The sequence below is a fragment of the Rhodosalinus sp. genome (assembly GCF_046542825.1).
Classification (GTDB): Bacteria; Pseudomonadota; Alphaproteobacteria; order Rhodobacterales; family Rhodobacteraceae; genus Rhodosalinus.
Map to the genome: position 1 here is coordinate 26,987 of NZ_JBKHAQ010000018.1, position 6,696 is coordinate 33,682.

Here is a 6,696-nt window from a genome sequence, read left to right on the forward strand (position 1 = left end):
CCGGCGCGCTTCCCCTTCGGGGGCGGACGCAGGCAGGTGACAATTGCACCCGTGCCGTGGCGGGGGCGGTTTCCCTGCGGGCCGCGCGCAGCGGAGGCTTCGTCCGCACCGGAAGCGAAGGCCCCGCTGTCAGATGAGCCGCACCTGCGTGCCGACCTCCACGAGTTCGAACAGATCCTCCACCTGCTCGTTGAAGAGCCCGATGCAGCCGTCCGAGGACTTGCGCCCGATCTTGCGCGTGTCGTGGGTGCCGTGGATGCGGTAGTATTGCCACGACAGGTGCATGGCCCGCGTGCCCATCGGGTTGTCGGGCCCTGCAGGGACGGTGGCGGGCAGCGAGGGGTCGCGCTCGCGCATCGAGGGCGTGGGCGTCCAGGTGGGGTTGCGCACCTTCTTCACGACCTCCGTGTAGCCCAGGCGGGTCAGCTCCTCGCTCATCGGGACGGACGTGGGGTAGACGCGATAGGTCTCGCCGTCGCCCGCCCAGAAGTGCAGCGCGCGGCTGACCGTGTCGGCGACGATAGCGCCCTTGCCGAGGGTGTCGAAGTGATCGCGCCAGTCCGCGGTGCGAAAGCTCGACACGTTCCGCCGGGCGACCTCCTGCCGCTGGGCCGCGATCGCGGGCGCCGCGATCAGCCCCACCGTGGCGGCCAGAAAACTCCTGCGTCCGATGCGTGCCATGGGTGGTCTCCTGTCCTTCTGCCTCGGGCGCGAAACCAACCCGATCGGCCGCTCACGGGCAATTCACGTTCCGGTCAGGGCCGGGCACGACAGGCCGTCACAAAACCGACGCCTGTTTGCCCTAACCATGGTGCCGGGCGAATCGCACCGCCCGCCGCGGCACAGGTCCCCCCCGACACCGTCACGCCGCCGCGCGCCCCATGCCGGGACAGACCCGGCGCCATACGCCCCCGGCGTCCCCCGCCGGGGGCATTTCGCGTCTGGACCTCCGCGCGGGGCGGGCCTAGGCTCCGGCGGCAATCCGGCATGGGGGAGGAGGCGCGCGATGGCGACCGGCACCAATCTTCGCACTTGGTTCGACGGGGCCTGGCACGAGGGCGACGTGATGGTGATGCGCGCCGCCGATCATGGCGCCTGGCTGGGCACCACGGTCTTCGACGGGGCGCGCTTCGTGCAGGGCATCGCGCCGGACCTTCACGCCCACTGCGCCCGCGTGAACCGCTCGGCCGAGGCGCTGATGATCCGCCCCAGCGTCACGACCGAGGAGATGGTCGAGATCGTGCGCGAGGGGCTGCGCGCCTACCCGAAGGACGCCGCCGTCTACATCCGGCCGATGTACTGGGCGATCGAGGGCGGCGACCTCGGCATCGTGCCGACGCAGACCGAGACCGGCTTCTGCGTCTCGCTGGAAGAGATCCCGATGGCCCCGCCCGAGGCCGCGACCACCCTGACCACCACCCGCTTCCGCCGCCCGGTGCTGGAGGACGCGGTGGTCAACGCCAAGGCCGGCTGCCTTTACCCCAACAACGCGCGGATGCTGGCCGAGGCGCGCGCCAAAGGCTTCGGCAACGCGCTGGTGGCCGACGCGCTGGGCAACGTGGCGGAGACGGCGACCGCCAACATCTTCATGGTGAAGGACGGCGAGGTCTTTACCCCCATCCCCAACGGCACCTTCCTTGCCGGCATCACGCGGGCGCGGCATATCCGCAACATGCGCGCCGACGGCATGACGGTGCACGAGACGGTGCTGGGCTTCGACGATTTCCGCGACGCGGACGAGGTCTTCATGTCCGGCAACATGAACAAGGTCACGCCGGTCACGGCCTTCGACGACCGCGAATACCAGGTCGGGCCGGTCACGCGCCGCGTGCGCGAGCTTTACTGGGACTGGGCGCATTCGGATGCGGAGGCGGCGGTTTGAGCACGCGCCTCGATCAGGGCATGGCCACGCGCCGCCGCGTGCTGGGCGACGCGCATGTGGATCGGGCGGAGGCGAGGAAGACGAGCTTCGACGCGCCGTTCCAGGAGATGATCACGGAGGCCGCCTGGGGCCACGTCTGGTCCCGCGAGGGGCTCAGCCTGCGGGACCGCTCGCTCATCACGCTGGCGCTTCTGGCCGCGCAGGGCTCGGACGCGGAGGTCGCGATGCACGTCCGCGCCACCGCCAACACCGGCGCCACGCCGGAAGAGGTGATGGAGGCGATGCTGCATGTGGCGATCTATGCCGGCGTGCCGCGGGCCAACCACGCCATCGGCATCGCCCGGCGCGCCTATGCCGAGATGGGGGTGGAGGTATGAGGAAACACGACGGCGAATTCTTCCAGCGCGACCGGCAGTGGCACCCGCCGGCGCATGCCGCGCAATACAAGTCCTCTGTCGCGCGCAGCCCGCGCTTTGCCGCGCTCTCGATCGAGAATACCCGCTCCGAAATCACCGGCCCCGTCTTTCGCCCCGACGATGTGCAGCCGATCGACCGCGACCTGATCCTGAACTACGCGCAGGACGGCGAGCCGGTGGGCGAGCGCATCATCGTGCACGGCCGCGTTCTGGACGAAGAGGCGCGGCCCGTCCCCAACACGCTGGTCGAGGTCTGGCAGGCCAACGCCGGCGGGCGCTACCGCCACCGCAACGACAGCTATCTCGCGCCCATCGACCCCAACTTCGGCGGCTGCGGGCGGACCCTGACGGACGAAGAGGGCTACTACTTCTTCCGCACGATCAAGCCCGGCGCCTACCCCTGGCGCAACTGGGAGAACAACTGGCGCCCGGCGCACATCCACTTCTCGGTCTTCGGGACGGGCTGGGCGCAGCGGCTGATCACGCAGATGTATTTCGAGGGCGATCCGCTGATCCCGCTCTGCCCGATCGTGGGCACCATCCCCGACCCGGCCGCCATCGACATGCTGGTCGCGCGGCTCGACATGAATGCCACGATCCCCTTCGATTCCATCGCCTACCGCTTCGACATCGTGCTGCGCGGGCGCCGCTCGACGCTGTTCGAGAACCGGCTGGAAGGAAACTGAGCCATGCGACAGCCGCTTGCCTATCTCAGGGAAACCCCCTCGCAGACGGCCGGTCCTTACGTCCACATCGGCCTGGCGCCGGGGGCGGCCGGCTTTTCCATCTTCGATCGGGAGCTTGGCTGGGACATCGCGGGCCCGAATGCGGCGGGCGAGCGCATCCGCATCGAGGGCATGGTGATGGACGGCACCGGCGCGCCGGTACGCGACGTGCTGATCGAGGCGTGGCAGGCGAACGCCGCCGGCATCTACGCCCACCCGGAAGATCCGCGGCATACGGAGGTCGAGGACGGATTTCGCGGCTGGGGGCGCACGATCTCGGACTTCGAGACCGGCATCTGGGGCTTCGAGACGGTGAAGCCGGGCGCCGTGCCGGGCCGAAACGGGACGGTTCAGGCCCCGCACATCAGCCTGTGGATCGTGGCCCGCGGCATCAACCTTGGCCTCTCGACGCGTCTCTACTTCTCCGACGAGGGCGAGACCAACGCGGATGACCCGGTGCTGAACCTGATCGAACAGACCCACCGCCGCGACACGCTGGTCGCCAAGCGCGAGGAGCGCGACGGCCAGCCGCTCTACCGCTTCGACATCCATCTTCAGGGCGAGCACGAAACCGTATTCCTGGACATCTGAGACCATGACCACCCCCTGCATCATCTGCGTCGCCATCACCGGATCGGTCCCCACCAAGGCCAACAACCCCGCCGTGCCGATCACCGTCCAGGAACAGATCGAGTCCACGCACGAGGCCTTCGAGGCGGGCGCCAGCATCTGCCACGCGCATGTGCGCAACGACGACCAGACGCCGACCTCCGACCCGGAAAGGTTCGCGCGGCTGAAGGAGGGGCTGGAGAAACACTGCCCCGGCATGATCGTGCAGTTCTCGACCGGCGGGCGTTCCGGCGCGGGGAAGGAGCGGGGCGGCATGCTGCCGCTCCGGCCTGACATGGCCTCGCTCACCGTGGGGTCGAACAACTTTCCCACGCGGGTCTACGAGAACCCGCCCGACCTTGTGGACTGGCTGGCGGGCGAGATGCGCACATACGACATCAAGCCCGAGATCGAGGCCTTCGATCTGTCCCACATCTTCCAGGCGGCGAAGATGAACGCCGAGGGCAAGATCCCCGGCCAACTCTACATCCAGTTCGTGATGGGCGTGAAGAACGCGATGCCGGCGGACCGCGACGTCTTCGACTACTACGTGCACACGGTGAAGCGGCTGGCACCCGACGCGCAGTGGTGCGCCGCCGGCATCGGGCGGCATCAGATCGAGGTCAACGAGTGGTGCATCGCCGCCGGCGGACACACGCGGACCGGGCTGGAGGACAACGTGCGCCTCGACCGCGAGCATCTTGCGCCCTCCAACGCCGCGCTGGTGAAGCGCACCGCGGAGCTTTGCGAGAAATACGAGCGGCCCGTGGCAAGCTGGCGGCAGGCGCGCGAGATCCTTGGCCTGCGGTTGCCCGCGGCCGCCTGACAGATCCCCGACGAAAGGACAGACACCGTGGCACGCGCCCCCGGCACAAAGGCCGATTTCGACGCGCTGATCGAGGACGACGAGAGCGAGATGAGCGTCGTCTTTTCCGACCCGTCGCTGCCCGACAACCCGATGATCTACGTCAGCGAGGAGTTCGAGCGGCAGACGGGCTACACGGCAGAGGAATCCGTGGGTCGCAACTGCCGCTTCCTGCAGGGGCCCGACACCGATCCGCACGCGATCGAGGCGATCCGGCAGGCCCTGCGCGCGCAGACGCGCTTCACCATCGACATCCTGAACTACCGCAAGGACGGCACGCCCTTCGTCAACCGGCTGCGCATCCGCCCGATCTATGACGCCGAGGGCCGGCTGATGTTCTTCGCGGGCGCGCAGAACCCCGTCGCCTGAGGGCCGCGGCGGCGTTCAGCCGCGCTTGAGCGCGCGGAAGCCCGCCGAGGCGCCCCAGCCCGCCGCGATGGCGATGGCAAGGGACAGAAGGCCGTAGGCCAGCGGCTGCTCGCGCGAGAGAGTGAAGAGAAAGCGCTCGAGCCCCACCTTGCGCACGCCGATGAAGGTCTCGAACCGTCCGACGACCTCGCCGTCGCGCGTCAGGAAGACGCGCGTGTCGTATGTGCCCTCGGTCAGGTTGGCAGGCATGTCGATGGCGGTCGAGAACAGCGTCTGCTCGGTCAGCTCGACCCCGCCCTCGGCCGTCCGGTAAAGCCCCTGGCGCGTGCGGATCCGGATCAGCGCCTCTGTGAAGGCGGCGGTGTCCGTCACGTTTTCGGGCGCGCCCACCGAACGGATGGCGCGCGGGATCGAGATCTTGTGGCGCAGATCCTCGGTGTCGCGCAGCACCTCGTCCAGCGGCCCGCTGGTTGCGACGGCGTAGAAGCTGGGCGCGCTGTCGATCTCCACCGCGTCGGTATTGACCCAAATGCCTGCGACCCGCTCCTTGCGGCGAACGGTCACCGGCCGGTCGGGACCGGCCACGGTGACGACAACCTCGAGCGTCGGGTCCAGGCGGATCGGCGTCTCACGCTTGATGGCGCCGTAGATCAGGATCTCGGACCCCTCGAAGTTCGTGGTGATCGAGACCGTGTCGCGCGACAGGCCCAGCACGACCTCTTCGTCCGCGGCCGCAAGCGGCCCGGCCAGCGCGATGAGGGCGAGCGCCACCCGCAGCATCAGTGCCCCCCGCTGTCGCCGAGGGAATAAAGCTCGGCCGGCTGCAGAAGCAGGTCGGCCGCAAGCCTGCCGCAGACGGCGAGCACCATGATCGCGAGCAGGATCCTGAGTTGCTCGGCCTTGAGCCGGGTGCCGATCTGCGTGCCGATCTGCGCGCCGATGACCCCCCCGACCAGCAGCAGCACGGCCAGCACCATGTCCACCGTGAAGTTCGTGGTGGCGTGCAGCAGCGTGGTGAAGGCGGTGACGAAGATGATCTGGAAGAGCGAGGTGCCCACCACGACCTTGGTCGGCATGCCCAGCAGGTAGATCATCGCCGGCACCATGATGAAGCCGCCGCCGACGCCCATGATCGCCGCAAGGATGCCGACGGCCACACCCACCAGGACCGGCGGGATCACGGAAATGTAGAGCCCGGAGGTGCGGAAGCGCATCTTGAACGGCAGCGTGTGCACCCAGCCGCGCTGCCTGCGCCGCGCGGCCGCGCCCGGCGCGGGGGGGCGGCGCGACCTGAGCAGCGCGCGCAGGGATTCCACGAACATCAGCGCGCCCACGACGCCCAGGAAGACGACGTAGGAGAGCCGCACCAGCAGGTCGACCTGCCCCTGCGCCTTGAGGATGTTGAAGATCCAGATGCCCAGTGCCGCCCCGACGAGCCCGCCCGCGAGCAGCACCAGCCCCATGCGCAGGTCCACGGTCTTGCGCCGGAAATGCGCAAGCGCGCCCGAGAAGGAGGAGGCGACGATCTGGTTGGCTTCCGTCGCCACGGCGACGGCCGGAGGGATGCCGATGAAGAACAGAAGCGGCGTCATCAGGAAGCCGCCGCCCACGCCGAACATCCCCGAGAGCACCCCCACAAGCCCGCCCAGCCCCAGAAGGAGGAAGGCGTTCACCGAGACCTCGGCGATGGGCAGGTAGATCATCATGCGCCTACCTAGCGTCCCGCCCGGGTCCTTGGCAAGTTGCCGCGCCGCGGCGACGGCGGCGCGTCTGCCTGCGCCGCACAGGGGGGCTGTCTGCCCCCCTCTTGGCCTGCGGCCAATTCACCCC

At 69.0% G+C, this 6,696-nt stretch carries 9 protein-coding genes; 6 read left to right on the forward strand and 3 right to left on the reverse strand.

Going from position 1 to position 6,696, the window contains the following annotated elements; genetic code table 11:
- Positions 1-129: 129 nt before the first annotated feature.
- Positions 130-681, reverse strand: coding sequence for a L,D-transpeptidase (locus ACLFOB_RS04250; protein WP_410925051.1), 552 nt, complete (start codon positions 679-681; stop codon positions 130-132).
- 325 nt (positions 682-1,006) lie between these two features.
- Between ACLFOB_RS04250 and ACLFOB_RS04255 the strand changes: the two genes are divergently transcribed.
- From ACLFOB_RS04255 to ACLFOB_RS04280, 6 genes are read left to right on the forward strand one after another with little or no spacing between them, the layout of a single operon-like run.
- On the forward strand, positions 1,007-1,882 hold the full coding sequence (locus tag ACLFOB_RS04255) for a branched-chain amino acid aminotransferase (protein WP_410925053.1): 876 nt from the start codon (positions 1,007-1,009) through the stop codon (positions 1,880-1,882).
- Positions 1,879-2,259, forward strand: coding sequence for a 4-carboxymuconolactone decarboxylase (gene pcaC, locus ACLFOB_RS04260; RefSeq protein ID WP_410925055.1), 381 nt, complete (start codon positions 1,879-1,881; stop codon positions 2,257-2,259). Before ACLFOB_RS04255 ends, pcaC begins: the two co-directional genes overlap by 4 nt.
- Positions 2,256-2,984 carry a protocatechuate 3,4-dioxygenase subunit beta gene (gene pcaH, locus ACLFOB_RS04265; protein WP_410915721.1) on the forward strand — a complete coding sequence of 243 codons (729 nt, stop codon included), beginning with the start codon at positions 2,256-2,258 and terminating at the stop codon, positions 2,982-2,984. Before pcaC ends, pcaH begins: the two co-directional genes overlap by 4 nt.
- 3 nt (positions 2,985-2,987) lie before the next feature.
- Positions 2,988-3,614, forward strand: a complete 627-nt coding sequence (gene pcaG, locus ACLFOB_RS04270; protein WP_410925057.1) for a protocatechuate 3,4-dioxygenase subunit alpha — start codon at positions 2,988-2,990, stop codon at positions 3,612-3,614.
- Positions 3,615-3,618: 4 nt separating this feature from the next.
- Positions 3,619-4,458: a 3-keto-5-aminohexanoate cleavage protein gene (locus ACLFOB_RS04275; protein ID WP_410925059.1), complete on the forward strand. Its 840-nt coding sequence runs from the start codon at positions 3,619-3,621 to the stop codon at positions 4,456-4,458.
- A gap of 27 nt (positions 4,459-4,485) precedes the next feature.
- Entirely contained in the window at positions 4,486-4,866 is a 381-nt protein-coding gene (locus ACLFOB_RS04280; RefSeq protein ID WP_410925061.1) for a PAS domain-containing protein, read from the forward strand.
- A gap of 15 nt (positions 4,867-4,881) precedes the next feature.
- Here ACLFOB_RS04280 and ACLFOB_RS04285 read toward each other — a convergent pair whose 3' ends face one another.
- Both ACLFOB_RS04285 and ACLFOB_RS04290 read right to left on the reverse strand, forming a co-directional pair.
- Positions 4,882-5,646 (reverse strand): TIGR02186 family protein, encoded by a 765-nt coding sequence (locus ACLFOB_RS04285; protein ID WP_410925063.1) that lies wholly within the window; start codon positions 5,644-5,646, stop codon positions 4,882-4,884.
- A complete protein-coding gene (locus ACLFOB_RS04290) occupies positions 5,646-6,572 on the reverse strand; it encodes a sulfite exporter TauE/SafE family protein (protein ID WP_410925065.1) in 927 nt (308 codons plus the stop codon). The genes ACLFOB_RS04285 and ACLFOB_RS04290 overlap by 1 nt, the downstream gene beginning before the upstream one ends.
- Positions 6,573-6,696: the final 124 nt, after the last annotated feature.

Coding starts and splice junctions, on each gene's coding strand:
- pcaH (WP_410915721.1), top strand. CDS start 2,256: ATGAGGAAACACGACGGCGAATTCTTCCAGCGCGACCGGCAGTGGCAC.
- pcaG (WP_410925057.1), top strand. CDS start 2,988: ATGCGACAGCCGCTTGCCTATCTCAGGGAAACCCCCTCGCAGACGGCC.
- ACLFOB_RS04255 (WP_410925053.1), top strand. CDS start 1,007: ATGGCGACCGGCACCAATCTTCGCACTTGGTTCGACGGGGCCTGGCAC.
- ACLFOB_RS04275 (WP_410925059.1), top strand. CDS start 3,619: ATGACCACCCCCTGCATCATCTGCGTCGCCATCACCGGATCGGTCCCC.
- ACLFOB_RS04250 (WP_410925051.1), bottom strand. CDS start 681: ATGGCACGCATCGGACGCAGGAGTTTTCTGGCCGCCACGGTGGGGCTG.
- ACLFOB_RS04285 (WP_410925063.1), bottom strand. CDS start 5,646: ATGCTGCGGGTGGCGCTCGCCCTCATCGCGCTGGCCGGGCCGCTTGCG.
- ACLFOB_RS04290 (WP_410925065.1), bottom strand. CDS start 6,572: ATGATGATCTACCTGCCCATCGCCGAGGTCTCGGTGAACGCCTTCCTC.